Annotated in this window: 15 protein-coding genes; 2 read left to right on the top strand and 13 right to left on the bottom strand. The window is 68.6% G+C overall.

Features of this window, described 5'->3' with window-relative positions; translation table 11 throughout:
* Positions 1–29: 29 nt before the first annotated feature.
* Positions 30–596 (top strand): DUF2939 domain-containing protein, encoded by a 567-nt coding sequence (locus tag AC1PLS_RS08390; RefSeq protein ID WP_039511763.1) that lies wholly within the window; start codon positions 30–32, stop codon positions 594–596.
* A gap of 67 nt (positions 597–663) precedes the next feature.
* Here the strand turns inward: AC1PLS_RS08390 and AC1PLS_RS08385 are convergent, their stop codons facing one another.
* From AC1PLS_RS08385 to AC1PLS_RS08345, 9 genes are all read right to left on the bottom strand, one after another.
* Positions 664–1,407 (bottom strand): spermine/spermidine synthase domain-containing protein, encoded by a 744-nt coding sequence (locus tag AC1PLS_RS08385; protein WP_184434155.1) that lies wholly within the window; start codon positions 1,405–1,407, stop codon positions 664–666.
* On the bottom strand, positions 1,404–2,369 hold the full coding sequence (locus AC1PLS_RS08380) for a 5'-nucleotidase (protein ID WP_184434153.1): 966 nt from the start codon (positions 2,367–2,369) through the stop codon (positions 1,404–1,406). The genes AC1PLS_RS08385 and AC1PLS_RS08380 overlap by 4 nt, the downstream gene beginning before the upstream one ends.
* A 169-nt stretch (positions 2,370–2,538) precedes the next feature.
* Entirely contained in the window at positions 2,539–3,315 is a 777-nt protein-coding gene (locus AC1PLS_RS08375) for an NAD kinase (RefSeq protein WP_016902458.1), read from the bottom strand.
* Positions 3,316–3,526: 211 nt separating this feature from the next.
* Entirely contained in the window at positions 3,527–5,662 is a 2,136-nt protein-coding gene (gene rlmKL / locus AC1PLS_RS08370; RefSeq protein WP_024940675.1) for a bifunctional 23S rRNA (guanine(2069)-N(7))-methyltransferase RlmK/23S rRNA (guanine(2445)-N(2))-methyltransferase RlmL, read from the bottom strand.
* Positions 5,659–5,850: a hypothetical protein gene (locus AC1PLS_RS08365; protein WP_080689560.1), complete on the bottom strand. Its 192-nt coding sequence runs from the start codon at positions 5,848–5,850 to the stop codon at positions 5,659–5,661. The genes rlmKL and AC1PLS_RS08365 overlap by 4 nt, the downstream gene beginning before the upstream one ends.
* On the bottom strand, positions 5,829–7,442 hold the full coding sequence (locus tag AC1PLS_RS08360; protein WP_184434151.1) for an ABC-F family ATP-binding cassette domain-containing protein: 1,614 nt from the start codon (positions 7,440–7,442) through the stop codon (positions 5,829–5,831). Before AC1PLS_RS08360 ends, AC1PLS_RS08365 begins: the two co-directional genes overlap by 22 nt.
* Positions 7,443–7,834: 392 nt before the next feature.
* On the bottom strand, positions 7,835–8,341 hold the full coding sequence (locus AC1PLS_RS08355) for a GNAT family N-acetyltransferase (protein ID WP_481104383.1): 507 nt from the start codon (positions 8,339–8,341) through the stop codon (positions 7,835–7,837).
* A 40-nt stretch (positions 8,342–8,381) separates the two neighbouring features.
* Entirely contained in the window at positions 8,382–8,909 is a 528-nt protein-coding gene (locus AC1PLS_RS08350) for an alpha/beta hydrolase (RefSeq protein ID WP_024940678.1), read from the bottom strand.
* Positions 8,906–9,397, bottom strand: a complete 492-nt coding sequence (locus AC1PLS_RS08345) for an MOSC domain-containing protein (protein ID WP_102252204.1) — start codon at positions 9,395–9,397, stop codon at positions 8,906–8,908. Before AC1PLS_RS08345 ends, AC1PLS_RS08350 begins: the two co-directional genes overlap by 4 nt.
* A gap of 23 nt (positions 9,398–9,420) precedes the next feature.
* On the opposite strand from AC1PLS_RS08345, the gene AC1PLS_RS08340 reads away from it, so the two are divergent.
* Complete coding sequence (locus AC1PLS_RS08340) at positions 9,421–9,996, top strand: N-acetylmuramoyl-L-alanine amidase (RefSeq protein WP_102580964.1); 576 nt, start codon at positions 9,421–9,423, stop codon at positions 9,994–9,996.
* Between the two features lie 48 nt (positions 9,997–10,044).
* Here AC1PLS_RS08340 and AC1PLS_RS08335 read toward each other — a convergent pair whose 3' ends face one another.
* The 4 genes from AC1PLS_RS08335 to AC1PLS_RS08320 form a co-directional block, all read right to left on the bottom strand.
* A complete protein-coding gene (locus tag AC1PLS_RS08335) occupies positions 10,045–10,998 on the bottom strand; it encodes a DUF1684 domain-containing protein (RefSeq protein ID WP_184434147.1) in 954 nt (317 codons plus the stop codon).
* 88 nt (positions 10,999–11,086) lie between these two features.
* On the bottom strand, positions 11,087–11,959 hold the full coding sequence (locus AC1PLS_RS08330) for a sulfurtransferase (RefSeq protein ID WP_184434145.1): 873 nt from the start codon (positions 11,957–11,959) through the stop codon (positions 11,087–11,089).
* Positions 11,956–12,753 (bottom strand): CoA pyrophosphatase, encoded by a 798-nt coding sequence (locus tag AC1PLS_RS08325; protein WP_184434143.1) that lies wholly within the window; start codon positions 12,751–12,753, stop codon positions 11,956–11,958. The genes AC1PLS_RS08330 and AC1PLS_RS08325 overlap by 4 nt, the downstream gene beginning before the upstream one ends.
* A 118-nt stretch (positions 12,754–12,871) precedes the next feature.
* Positions 12,872–13,570 (bottom strand): FKBP-type peptidyl-prolyl cis-trans isomerase N-terminal domain-containing protein, encoded by a 699-nt coding sequence (locus AC1PLS_RS08320; RefSeq protein WP_016902469.1) that lies wholly within the window; start codon positions 13,568–13,570, stop codon positions 12,872–12,874.
* Positions 13,571–13,610: the final 40 nt, after the last annotated feature.

The raw sequence follows: 13,610 nt of genomic DNA, 5'->3' as shown, positions 1-13,610 counted from the left end.
GCACCAACCACCGCGATGGACTGCACACCATGAACAAACGCTGGTTGCTGTTGCCCGTACTGGCCGTGCTGCTGCTTGTCAGCTATGTGGTTGCAGGCCCGTACCTGGCCATTCGCGGCATCAGCCAGGCCGTCGCCAATCGCGACGCCGCGCAGCTGGAACGCCATGTGGATTTCCCCAGCCTGCGGGTCAACCTCAAGGCGCAGCTGGACGATTACCTGGTCCGCCAGGCCGGCAGCCGCATGCAATCGAGCCTGCTCGGCGGGTTCGCCCTGCAGCTCGCCAGCGGTATCAGCGGTGCCGGCGTGGACACGCTGGTGACGCCGCTGGGCATTGGCGCGCTGCTGCAAGGCCATAGCGTGTGGAATCGCGTCACCGGCACCACCGTCAGCCCGGACACCTATGCGGCCCCGGCGCCAGCGCGTCCGCTGCAAGGCGCCGAGCAGCGCTTCGAATCCACCCGCCGCTTCACCGCCACCACCCGCACCGCGACCGGAGCGCCGGTGGTGTTCGTGCTGACCCGCCAAGGGCTGCGCTGGCGGCTGACCGATATCCAACTGCCGCTGGCAGATGCGGAAACTCCGCTGCCCCCATGACCGCGCGCCTGCGAGCGCGGTCGAAGTGTTCTCCTTCGCAGGCTGACGCCGCGCGCCGGACAGCGGCTTACGAAAACCGCCAGGCCCGCTCCATCCACGCTGCCTGCAGCCGCAGCATCGACGGCCGCAGTTGCCGGCGCGCCGGCCACGGTAACGGCGCCAGCGCCTGCTCCGCAGTGCCCGGCGTGCGTTTGCCGTCCCAGGCATACAGCAGCTGGTTGCGCGGATCCGGCTCGGGCAACAGCAGCACCCGCCCATCGAACACCTCGCGCAGCGCGGCCAGATGCCCGGCCAGCGGCACCTGGAACAGGTTCAGCGCCAGCACACCGCCGGGCGTCAGCGCAGCGCGGCAAGCGGCGTAGAACTCGGGCGTGCACAACGCCGGTGGGATGCCATCGGCATCGTAGGCATCCAGCAGCAACAGGTCGTAGCGCCCGGCACGCGTGCCGATCCATTGCGCACCGTCGCCGTGCGTAACCTCAAGCCGCGCATCGTCGCGCGGCACGCCAAACGCATCGCGCAACGCCAGCACCTGCGCATCGGCGTCCACCGCCTCGATACGCGTGCTGCGCAGATAGCGGTGGCAGAACTTGGCCTGCGCGCCGCCGCCGAAGCCGATCAGACCGATGCGTTCGGGCCGCGGCTGCAGCCACAGCGCCGCCAGCATGCCGCGCGTATACGGCAGCATCAGCCGGTACGGTGCCCAGCGCGACATGCGGGTCTGCACGGTGTCGTCGGCGAAGTACAACTCCAGCTGGCACCAGCTGGAGCGCAGCGCGGCGCGTCCGGCCGGCTTCGGTGCCTCGCTCACCTGCCCGGCAGATCGTTGGCCACGCCATGCGGTACATGGCCGGCCGCCACGTGCTGATGTTGGCGCGCACTGTCGATGTTGTGCTGCGAGTCGTCGAAGAAGATGTCCGCGCCAAACGCCTCCAGGAACGGCCCCTTGTGGCGCCCGCCGAGGAACAGCGCCTCGTCCAGACGCACGCCCCACTCGCGCAGGGTGCGGATCACCCGTTCGTGCGCCGGCGCCGAGCGCGCGGTGACCAGCGCGGTGCGGATCGGCGAGGCCTCGCCCGGCGGGAATGCCGCCTGCAGCGTATGCAGCGCCGACAGGAAATTGCGGAACGGCCCCACCGACAACGGCTCGCGCGCTCGTTCGCGCTCGTGGCGCCCGAATGCCTCCACGCCCTGCTCGCGCGAGATGCGTTCGCTCTCGTCGCCGAAGATCACCGCATCGCCGTCGAAGGCGATGCGCAGCTGCGTCGACAGGCGGCTTTCGTCGTTGTCCACGATCGCCGCGGCGGCCTCGGCGCGTTCGCCCGGCGCGCGCGGCATGATGGTCGCCGCCGCAATGCCATGGGTGAGCGCACGCCGTACCGACTCCGGGTTGGCCGAGAGGAACAGGTCGGTGCCGAACGGCTTCACGTACGGCCAGGTCGGCTGACCCGAGGTGAAGGTCGCCCGCACGATGCCCAGGTTGTAGTGCTGGATCGAATTGAAGATGCGCAGCCCGGTGTCGGCGGAATTGCGCGACAGCAGGATCACTTCCACACGCGGGGTTTCTTCGGGCACATCGTGGTTGAGCGCCAGCAGCTTGCGCACCACCGGAAAGGCCACGCCCGGCTCCAGGATGTCGTCCTCATGCTCGCGCTGGAACGCCGAATACGCCTCCACGCCATCGGCCTCGAACAGCGCGTGGCCTTCTTCGAGATCGAACAGCGCGCGCGAGGTCACTGCGACGGTCAGGAGTCTTGGGGAGTTATCGGTCATTGGGGCGGGGATTCGGAAGTGGAGATTGGGGATTGGTTTAAAGCAGAAACTGGGTCGGGATTTGATCGCCCATCTGCGCAGCATCGTAGCGCGTGCGCGCGTTCTAAAGACGACGTGGCACGCTGCTGCCGTTGCAAATCCCGAATCCCCACTCCCCAATCCCCGCTCCTCAAACCGCAAACTGTTCGCTGAAGATGCGTTCTTCCAGATTGTGTTCGGGATCGAACAGCAGCGTCACCTGGCGCTGGGTGGATTCGCGGATGGTCACTTCGACCACGTCGCGGATCTCGTGCGAGTCGGCGGTGACGCTGACCGGGCGCTTGTACGGGTCCAGCACGCGGAAGCACACTTCGGTGTCGGCCTTGAGGATCGCGCCACGCCAGCGGCGCGGGCGATACGGGGCGATCGGCGTCAGTGCCAGCGTGTGCGAGCCCAGCGGCAGGATCGGCCCGTGCGCGGAATAGTTGTAGGCGGTGCTGCCGGCTGGCGTGGCGACCATGACACCGTCGCCGATCAGCTCGGCGATGCGGGTCTGGCCATTGAGATCCACGCTCAGGTGCGCGGCTTGGCGGGTCTGGCGCAGCAGCGAGACCTCGTTGTAGGCCAGCGACACCGTGCTGGCACCGGACTCGGTCTGCACCTGCATTTCCAGCGGGCGCAGGTGCGCCGGTTCGGCACGTTGCAGACGCGCGAGCAGGTCGTCCTCGTCGTCGCGGTACTGGTTCATCAGAAACCCGACCGAGCCCAGCTTCATGCCGAACACCGGCTTGCTGGCAGCGCCGTGCCGGTGCAGGGTCTGCAGCATGAAGCCGTCCCCGCCCAGGGCGCAGACGATGTCGGCGGTGTCCAGCGCATGATCGCCATAGCGCTGCACAAGACGCGCGCGCGCGGTCACCGCCGGCTCGGCGTGACTGGCGAGAAAGGCAATCCGGGGTGGTGCGGTCATCGTTGACTCCAGAGCATGCGAATCAGCATACCGCAGCGCTGTGGTGGGCTTGTTGGCTAGCCGCCCCGCCCTCGCCTGCGCGGACGCGCCTGCGCCTGCGCGATCGGGATCGGGCGCCACCGGTGACACGGCGCACGTCAGCGCAACGGGCGCGGCAATCCCGCGCGCGCCCTGCGCGCGCTGCCCGGCCAGGCGTCACCGGGCCACTTCCTCAGGCGGTCAATCGCCAGGCGCGATGGATGCGCGCATGCCGCTCGAAATCCGGGTCGATGGTGCGCGGGCTGATTTCTTCGCACTGCGCAAACTCGGCCACCAGTTCCTCGTCGAGCTTGAAGCGGCGGAAGTTGTTGGAGAAATACAGCACCCCACCCGGCGCCAGGCGCGCCACTGCCGCGCGTAACAGCCGCACATGCTCGCGCTGGATGTCGAAGTCTTCGGCGCGTGCGGAGTTGGAGAAGGTCGGCGGGTCGCAGAAGATCACGTCGAAATGCGCGCGCTCGGCTTCCAGCCAGGCCAGCGCGTCGGCCTGCACCAGCTTGTGCTTGCTGCCGGCCTGCCCGTTCAGGGCCAGGTTGTCGGCGCACCACTGCAGATAGGTGCCGGACAGGTCCACGCTGGTGGTCGAGCTCGCGCCGGCCACCGCCGCTTCCACGCTGGCCACGCCGGTGTAGCAGAACAGGTTGAGGAAGCGCCGCCCCTTCGATTGCATGGCCATGGTGCCGCGCAACGGGCGATGATCCAGGAACAGGCCGGTATCCAGGTAATCGAACAAATTCACCCGCAGCAGCGCGCCATGCTCGCGCACGTTGATGAACTCGTTGCGCTGCTCGAAGCGGCCGTACTTGCTGCCGCCCTTGCCGCGCTCGCGTGATTTGAGCGCCACGCGTTCGCCCGGCACCTCGAACACCTCGCGTGCGGCGGCCAGCAGTTCGCCCAGACGGCGGCGCACGTCGGCTTCCGGAATCGTCGCCGGCGCCGCGTATTCCTGCACATGCAGAAACACGCGGCGATCGCCATCGGCTTGCTGGTACACGTCGATGGCGGCCGAGTATTCCGGCAGATCGGCGTCGTAGACGCGGAAGCATTCGATGCCTTCGCGTGCGCGCCACTTCTTGAACTTCTGCAGGTTCTTGCGCAGGCGGTTGGCGACCATCTGCGCGCCCTCGCTGAGCGCGGTCGGCGCCGCCAGCGGGGTGCGCCGCGGCACCGCGATCGGGTCGCAGACGATCAACGCGCACTCGATCGCGCCATTGAACAGCTGGTATTTCTTGCCCGCGCGCAGGCCGGTGGCATACGCCAGCTCGGCGTTGCCGCACAGCAGGCTGGCCCGCCATTGCGGCACGGCGCGCTGCAGGGTATCGCCCAGGCGGCGATACAGCGCCGCATCGGCGGCCAGACGTTCGTCGTAAGGCGGATTGCACACCACCACGCCGGTGGCCTGCGGCGGGGTCTGCAGGTCGCCCACCTCGCGCACGCCGAACCAGATCGCCTCGGCCACGCCAGCCACTTGCGCATTTTCTTTCGCGGCGCGGATCGCATGCGGGTCCATGTCGCTGCCGTGGATCACCTGCCGGAGCGCGGCGCGGCCGAGACTGTCGCGCTCGCGCGCTTCGCCCACCAGTTGCTGCCAGCCCTCGCGGTCGAAGCCGCGCCAGCGGCTGGGGAGATCGCTGCCATAGCGCTGCAGGCCGGGCGCCACGTCGGCGGCCATCAGCGCGCCTTCGATCAGCAGGGTGCCGCTGCCGCACATCGGATCCAGCAGGCCGCCGCCATCGGCGTAGGCGCGCGGCCAACCGGCGCGCAGCAACACCGCCGCAGCCAGATTCTCCTTGAGCGGCGCATCGTTCTGCGCCATGCGCCAACCACGCCGGTGCAGCGGGCCGCCGCCCAGATCCACCGAAATGGTGGCGCGGCCCTTGCGCAGCGACAGGTTCAAACGCAGATCCGGGCTGTCCACATCCACCGATGGACGCTCCAGGCCCTGCCGGCGCATGGTGTCGACCACCGCGTCCTTGATCCGCTGCGCCGCGTAACGGGCATGCGTGATCGCGGTGCCGGAGACATGCGCGTCCACCGACAGCGTGTGGCCGACGGACAGGTGCTCGTCCCACGGCAATTCGGCCACGCCGGCATACAGCGCGTCCTCGTCCGGGCAATCGAATTCGCTCAGCGGCCACAACACGCGGCTGGCCAGGCGCGACCACAGCACGGCGCGCTGCGCGTCGCGCAGGTCGCCTTCGACGTTGACGCCGGAGATGGTGGCGGTGGCCTTGCTGGCCCCGAGCGACAGCAGCTCGTCGGCAAGCAGGTATTCCAGGCCCTTGGCACAGGATGCGAAGAATTTCACGTAGGCAGGTATCGATGGAGACGCTGGCCGTGGGGGCGAGCGTGGGAGCAGGACGCTGGGCCGGCGCCCGGGAGGGCAAAGCCGTGGCCGCCGCGGGCGGGGCGCAAATGGTCGGCCATCGGAGCCGGCTTTACCAGCCCGCCGGCCGGATCGCCCGCCGCGCGGTTCACCACGGCGCCAGCCGCCACTGCGGCTGCGCAGTCTCCAGGCGCTGCTGCAGGCCCAGCCGCTGCAGGAAGGCGGCATCGTGCGAGGCGACGATCAGCGCCCCCTGGTAGCTGCGCAGCAGCGCCTCGATCGCTTCCACCGCGGCCAGGTCCAGGTGGTTGGTCGGCTCGTCCAGCAACAGCAGTTGCGCCGGCTGCGCCCGGTACAGCGCACATGCCAGCGCCGCCTTGAGCCGTTGGCCGCCGCTGAGCTGGCCGGTGGGCAGGTCGGCACGCTGCTGCTCCAGGCCCAGCAGCGCCAGGCGCAGCCGCTGCGCGTGGGCTGGCGCGTCCGGGTCTGCATCCTGCAGCTGCGCAGCGGCCGAGCGCGCCGGATCCAGCAGCCCCAGGTGCTGATCCAGGTACGCCACCGGCACATGCACCTGGCAACGCCCCGCGCTGGGTTGCAGGCGCCCGGCCAGCAGCTGCAGCAACGACGACTTGCCGCTGCCATTGGGGCCGACCAGGCCGATCCGCGGCTGCCCATGCAGCAGCAGATCCACCTGCCGCCCGCCCAGCCGTCCGTCGGCCAGCTCCACCTGCTGCAGCGTGGCCAGCTGCCGCGATACGCCGGCGGGCGATGTCGGCGCCAGGAGCGCGATCGTGGGGTCGTCCTGCACCAGCGCTGCAGCCTGCACCACAGCCTCGCTCAGCCGCGCCTGTTCGGCCTGGCGTTGCTGTTGCAGCCGCCCCGCGCTGAGCTCGCTGCGCTGCTTCTGCGCGCCGAGCAGGATCGCGGCCTGGTTGGCCTGCCCTGCAGCACGCGCGCCGCGTGCCTGGCGTTGCTGTTGACGCTGCTGCTGTTCGCGCAGCGCCTGCTCGCCGCGCGCACGCGCCTGTCTGCGCTGGGCCAGCAACGCGCTGGCCGCCTGCTGTTCGATGGCGCGCTGCTGTGCATAGAACGTGTAATTGCCGCCGTAGCTGCGCAGCCCCTGCGCGGACAATTCAACGATGCGCTGCATCGCATCGAGCAGGTCGCGGTCGTGGCTGATCACCAGCAAGCCACCGCTCCACGCCAGTAACTGATCCATCAGCCGCTGCCGTTGCGGGCCATCCAGGTGATTGCTGGGCTCGTCCAGAATCAACAGGTCCGGCCGGGTCAGAAACGCACCGGCCAGTGCCACGCGCGTCGCTTCGCCGCCGCTGAGCTGCGCGGCCGGTGCACGCTGATCGCGCCCACCCAGACCTTGTCGTTCAAGTTCTGCGGCAAATTGCGCATGGGCGGTCCAGCGCTCGCCGACCAGTTCAAAATCGGCGGGCGCAACGCTGCCGGCGGCGATACGGTCCAGCGCATCCAGCAGCGGCGCGACACCGGCCAGTTCGGCAATGCTCTGCCCCGGCGCCACGCGCACGCGCTGCGGCAGGTAATGCACGCTGCCGTTGCGCACGTAACGCCCTGCGCTGGGCAGCACCTCGCCGGCCAGCAGGCGCGCAAGCACGCTCTTGCCCACGCCATTGCGCCCGACCAGGCCGGTGGCACGTTGGTCGATGTAGAGGGTCAGATCGGAAAATAGCGGGCTGCCATCGGGCAGCACATACGCAACGCTTTCCAGCGTCAGCGACGGACAGGTCATACGGGTCTCCATTGCATGCCAGCACACGCACCGATCCAGCCGGACCGGCAGCGGGTAAGGCCGTCATCACGACGGCGGCATCAATGGCGCATTGGACCAATCCTCAGACAGTGGGCAATGCGGCAAAGTGTAGGTCAGCCTGCGAGCCAGGCCAAATCGCAGGCGTGGCCGCGGTCAAGCCCAGCATGGCGAGCACCGGCGTTCATGGCGGTTCACGCTCTTGCAGGCCAGCACCTCGCCGACCTCCAGGCGCCCCCGGAAACCGCGGCGAGCGCTCGCTAGTACGCGATTGGCGGGATCCGGCGTCCCCGCGTCCTCAAGCCCGCGAAAACCGTCCCCTGCCGACCCAGTGCCTGGCGTGGATCACGCCAAGCGGTCGCCAACGGCTGGACTCAACCCAGCCCGAAGACCGGGTGATAGGCGACATCGGCCAGCGGCAGCAGACGGTCGCCGAACGCCAGCGCCTGCAGCTCGGATGCCGGCACGCCGGGCAACACCAGCCCCGGTTCCACCGCAAAGCCCAGACGCCGGAAAAAGTCCGGCTCGCCCAATGCCAGGCAACCGGCGGCGCCACGCTCGCGCAAGCTGCCCAGCGCCGCCTGCACCAGGCGCGTGCCCAGTCCCTGGCGCTGATGCCCCGGCCCGATCGCCAGCGGCCCCAACGCATACCAGCCAGGCGAATCGTCCGACAGCGACACCGGCGACACCGCCAGGTGCCCGACCACATACCCGTCGTGGTCGGCCACCAGCGACAGCGCCAGCGCGCCGTCGTTGCGCAAGGCGGCGATCACATGCTGCTCGTCGTGGCGGCTATGTTCGTCGCGCATGAACGCGACCATCGTCAGCAGCTCGATCGCCGCAGCATCGCCATCGCTGGCTTCGCGAATCAGCACGTTCATCGCAGGCCCCGCAGCCCGCACGCCTTCAGACCATTGCGCATCACAGGCTCTGCAACAGTTCGGCGAAGGCACGCGCCGACGCATCCACATGCGACGCCAGCCGGTGTTCGTCGTCGACCAGCAGCAAGCGCGCATGCCGCGCCTGCGCCCAGGCGATCACCTCGCCGGCCGGGATCAATTCATCGCGCCAGGCATGCACGATGGAAATCGGCACGCGCGCCGCATCCAGTGCCGGCAACGGCCCCATCCGGGTCGGCGGCACCATCAGGAACAGCCCGCGCGTGGGCACCTGCAACGACACCTGCGCGGCGATGTACGAGCCCAGGCTGGAGCCGACCAGCACCAGCGGGCCCTTGTCGGCCGCCGCCCGCGCGATCTCCAGCAGGCGTTGCAGCCGGCCCTGCACGTCGCCGAGCGAACTGACCTCGCGGCGTGCGTCCAGATCGGTGTAGTCGGGGCGCTCGTGGGTCCAGCCCAGCTGCCCGGCGACATCGGCCAGGGCGGTGACCTTCAGCGCATCCGGGCCGCTTTCGAAGCCATGCGACAGGATGCAATGACCGCGGCTCATAGCGCCTGCACCGTATCGCCGATGCGCAGCACGCCGCCACGCAGGATGCGCGCGCACAAGCCGCCATGGCCGCGCATGGCGTTGTAGCCGCCCGCGCCCAGTGCGTCTTCCATGCGCGAGCACGGATCGCAGGGGTCGGTGCCTTCCAGCTCGACATCGCCGATGCGGAAGCGCCGCCCCTTCAAGGCGATCAGCGGGATGCCGGACACCACCAGGTTGCGACGCAAGGTGGCCGGCGCAATTTCTGTATGACCGGCCAGCGCTGCGATCACCGGCAGATGCTCGGCCTGGATCAGGGTCACGCCACGCTTGCCGCTACCGCCCTTGTAGCGGTCGCCGACCAGGCCGATGCCGGTGGTGGCCTGCGCCGCGTCCACCTCGATCATGTCCACGTCGCGCGCCGGGCGCACGCCGATCCAGGTCACCTGGCCGGTCTGCGGCAGGGTTGCCATCAATTTGCCCAAAGGGCTGTCGGGATTCAAAGCCATCGTCGAATGCTAGCATCCGCCCCATGTCCGATGCCGTCCTGCCGTCGCCACCGATCACCTATGCGCCGTTGTCCTACGAATCGCGGCTGGCGCGACGCGCGCTCACGCAGATCGACATGGTGGTCATCCATTGCACCGAATTGCCCGACATGGCGATGGCGCGCGAATACGGCGAACGCGTGCTCTACGACAGCGGCACCGGCAACAGCGGGCATTACTACATCGACCGCAACGGCAGCATCCAGCAGTACGTTGCGCTGGAGCGCGTCGCCCATCACGTGCGCGGTCACAACCCGCATACGCTGGGCATCGAACTGGTCAACAGCGGCCGTTATCCGCACTGGCTGGACTCGCGCCATCAGTGCATGAGCGAACCGTACCCGCAGGTGCAGATCAACGCACTGATCACGCTGCTGCAATGGCTGCAACAACAGTTGCCGTCGATACGCCGCATGGCCGGCCACCAGGCACTGGACACCACCCAGGAAGCGGCCAGCGACGACCCGTCGCGCAAGATCCAGCGCAAGCTCGATCCCGGCCCGCTGTTTCCGTGGCCGCAGATCGAAGCGGCGGTCAGCTGGTCGCATGCACCGCGCTAGCAGCGGTGCCCCCATCGAAACAGCATTCTGCCTTCGCTGGTACAGCGCTCAACGCTCGGCTGCGCGGTAGGTCTTCTCGCCCGCATTCACCGCAAGATCCAGGCGATTTTCCGGCGATGCGATCGGGCAGACCACATGCGGCGTCAACGCGCAGGGCGGATTTTCGGCCAGATTGAAGTCGAGCACGAGCCGGCCATCGTGTGGCGGCGCGGTGTAGAGATAACGCGCGCCGCCATAACTTTCCTTGCCGCTGGTGCGATCGGCGAACAGGAAGAACAGGCCCTCCCCGTCGTCGCTGACGATCGGCTGCAAGCGGTACTCCTGGCCATTGCGCGAGAACACCGCCTCGCCCGGTATCTCGACGGTAAGCGGCGTGCCGATCGACGTCAGCAGCGTGGTCGTGCGCGGGGTGGGATACGCCTGCCAGCGCGCCTGGATGCGCCAGTGCGGATCGGTCGGAAAATATTCCAGCCCGGCGAAATGGCTCAGCAGCGGCGCTGCCGGGTCGCGGAAACGCCAGCCGAACAAGCTGCCGGTCTGCACCAGATAGAACTGCCGCCCTTCCACATCGAGGCGATCGCCCCGCTGCCCTGCGCGCTCCGGCTCCAGGCGTACGCGATCGACGCGCTCCCCGTTCAAGTACACCGGTACATGTGCGGCGGCGTCGAAGTGCACGCGGCCGTCGCCATCCAGCGTCAGCTGCCCCAGCTGCGCAGGACCGGCCGGCAATACCAGGTCGCTGCGCGGATCGCTGCCCACCTGGTAACGGCCTGCGCGCACACGCCCGGAGCCGGTGTAGCTCAGCCAACCGTCGGGCGCGCGCAAGCGCTGCAAGCGCTCGGCGCGTGCACGTTCGAGTTCGACCTGATACACCGCATGGCGGTCGCTCTGTCCACGACCGGCGATGCGCGCACCGTTGGCGTCGGCGGTCGATCCCGCCGAACAGGCCGCCATCGACAGCATCGCGACGCACAGCGCGCCGACCTGCAACTGCAACCGCATGAGTCACCCAGCACTGCGAGAAACTGCGCTCCGCGCAGCGAACCTGCGTCCCCACAGGTCACCGTTCCTGCCGCCATTGTGCCTGCAATCAGGGGCCGGTCGCGACCGGGCGTGTCGCATCCTGCAACCAACCGCTCCAGGAGCCGGCGTAAACGCGCGCGCCCGACAAGCCGGCCACTTCCAGCGCCAGCAGCAGATGGCAGGCGGTCACGCCCGAGCCGCACATCACCACTGCCTGCTCGGGGCGATACGCGCCCAGCAGCGCAGACAACTCGCTGCGCAGTTCCTCGGCCGGCTTGAAACGACCATCGCGCAGGCTCACACCCAGCGGACGACTCACCGCACCGGGCACATGCCCGGCCACCGGATCGACCGGCTCCACCTCGCCGCGAAACCGCTCGGCGGCGCGTGCATCCAGCAACCAGCCCGGCGCCTGATCCAGCCGCGCCAGGATCTGCCCGGCCTCGACCACGGCATCGCCATCGAAGCTGCCCGGGTACGCCGCGCCATCGTGCAGTGCCGGCGGCTCGGTGCTTTCCGGCAACCCCGCCGCGCGCCAGGCGGCCAGCCCGCCATCGAGCACCGCCACGCGGCGATGCCCCAGCAACCGCAGCATCCACCATGCCCGCGCCGCGGCCATGCTGCCGTCAGCGGCGTCGTAGATCACCACCTGGCTGTCCGGGTCGATCCCCCACTCGCCCAGCCGCCTGGCGAATGCCGCGCTGGTCGGCAGCGGATGCCGCCCTTGCGCAGGCTGCGACAGATCGGCCAGATCCTCGTCGAGATCGGCGTAGTGCGCGCCTGGCAGATGCCCCTGTGCATAGGCCTTGCGCGCTGCATCCGGGTCCGGCGCAGTCGGTGGCGCAGCGCGCGCGTCCAGCAGTCGCAACTGCGGATGCGGCAACGCCGCGGCCAGCGTGGCGCTGTCGACCAGCGTGGTCCAGTGGAGTTCCGCACTCATGCAACCTGCTCCAGACGACGACGAAGATTGAGGAGAATGGCCGCGGTGGCGCCCCAGATGCGGTGGCCCGGCCAGTCGTATTCCAGCACGCGGCGTGGCCTGCCGCGAAACTCCAGCTCCACGCTGCGCAGATTGTTCGGGTCCATTAGATAGGCCAACGGCACCTCGAACACCTCGGCCACTTCATCCGGCTGCGGCACCGCCACGAACGCCGGGTCGATCACCGCCACCACCGGGATGACGCGAAACCCGCTCACGGTCAGAAACGGATCCAGATATCCCAGCGCATGCACCTGGCCGGCGCCGAGCGCGATTTCCTCGCAGCTCTCGCGCAAGGCCGCAGCGGCCGCATCCGCATCCGACGGCTCGACCCGGCCACCGGGAAAACTGACCTGTCCGGCATGGTGACGCAGGCTGTCGGTGCGCCGGGTCAGCAGCACCATGGTGCCCTGCGCGCGCGGCACCAGACCGCACAGCACCGCGGCCTCGGCAGACGCGCCGCCTTCGGTCAGGTCGATCAATTCGGCATGATTCCAGCCCGGCCCGTCGGGCGCGGTGTCCAGCGCATACAGCGCACGCTGCAGCTGCGCGCATTCGGGCAGCCGCGCGGCCAACGCGCGCGCGGGCAGAACCGTGTGCAGATACTCCTGACGTTCGCCGTCGCTCATGCTCATCCAGCGTGCAATTTCATCCAGGCTGCGCAGGCAGCCGACACAGTGCGCCTGCGCGTCCAGCGAACATACACCGATACACGGGCTGGGCAGGCCACTGCGGTTCGAATCCGTGTCGCTCATCGCTGGCTCCCGCCGCACCGCATCCTCACGCCGTCCGTCCATCCTGTCGCGCATCCGGTGGACTCAAACGACAACGCCGGCCTGGTGGCCGGCGTTGTCACAGCAACAGCAAACGCAATTACTTGACGCTGACCAGCTTGATCTCGAACTGCACGGCCACGTTCGGCGGGAACGGAGTACGCGGGTCGGCACCGTAGGCCTTCTCAGGCGGCAGGGTCACTTCCCACTTCGAGCCGGCCGGCATCTGCAGCAGCGTGTCGCGCATGGCCTGCATTTCGACTTCGCTGACCTTGATGGCCGGGATCTGCTGCGCAGGACGGGCCTTCTCGCGGTCGCCGAACGGGAACGGACCGGCCACTTCCAGCTGCACGGTGCTGGCCTGGGTCGGCTTGGCGCCCTTGCCGGCTTCGATCACGCGGTACTGCACGCCGCTCGGCAGCGTCTGCACGCCAGCGGTGCCCTTGTTCTTGGCCAGGAACTGGTCGCTCTTGGTCTTGTTGGCAGCAGCGGCCTTGTCGTATTCGGCCTTGGCCTGCTGGGCACGGCCTTGCTCACGCTTCTGGAACGCTTCGACAGCCGGCTTCAGCTGGTCGGCGGTGATCGCCGGCTGCTTCTTGGCATAGGCGTCCTGCAGACCCTTTACCACCGAGTTGATGTCGAGCTGCTCGCCGCGGCCGGTGAGCTCGGCAAGGTTGTTGCCGTAGTCATAGCCGAAGTAGTAGCTCAACTTGCCCTTCTCGGACGTCGTGTCCTGGGCCAGTGCATTGCCCGTCAGGGCCAGGGCCGCCACAGCGACCGCGATAGAACGCAACTTCATCAAACAATTCTCCAGGGTGGTGGCACAGGACGGGTCTGCC

This window comes from Xanthomonas sp. NCPPB 3218 (assembly GCF_056725185.1).
Note: the sequence above shows the minus strand (reverse complement) of the source record. Positions and strands in the feature narration are given on the sequence as shown.